Annotated in this window: 1 protein-coding gene; it reads right to left on the reverse strand. The window is 33.9% G+C overall.

Features of this window, described 5'->3' with window-relative positions; all coding sequences use genetic code 11:
• Positions 1 to 147 precede the first annotated feature (147 nt).
• Positions 148 to 413 (reverse strand): hypothetical protein (locus NB463_RS21645; protein ID WP_258516033.1); only part of this gene is annotated, 266 nt, incomplete at its 5' end.

A 413-nucleotide genomic window follows, 5' to 3' on the forward strand; every position in this document is an offset into this window, starting at 1 on the left:
TTATAACGCCCAATTAACGTGTGAGCAACGCTACCACGAAACTTAACCATACCATCGGAAACACTAAACCCAACGATGGAATGAAAAATGCCAAGCGTTGGGAATCACTCTTAAATGCTTTGTTATAAAAAAATCCGCCCTCTAGCTTCAAACAATGCCATTTTGTATGTCACTTCTGACAATATCCAAAACCTGATTATGCAAATCTTCATCGTGATAATGTTTAAAATCTGAAGCTGTATCTCTATCAAAGTGATATTTGTTTTGCTTACCATTGCTGTCATTTGATACAAAAATCACAAATTCATCTACATTCTCTGCAAACCAGATTGTGTAACTATTACCACTTACAATCATTGGAAAAGTTTTTGTAATATTAAAACCGATTAAACTTGTCATGTATTTCTCCTTTT

The organism is Vibrio sp. RM-41-2B (genome assembly GCF_024744415.1).
Lineage (GTDB): Bacteria > Pseudomonadota > Gammaproteobacteria > Enterobacterales > Vibrionaceae > Vibrio > Vibrio diabolicus.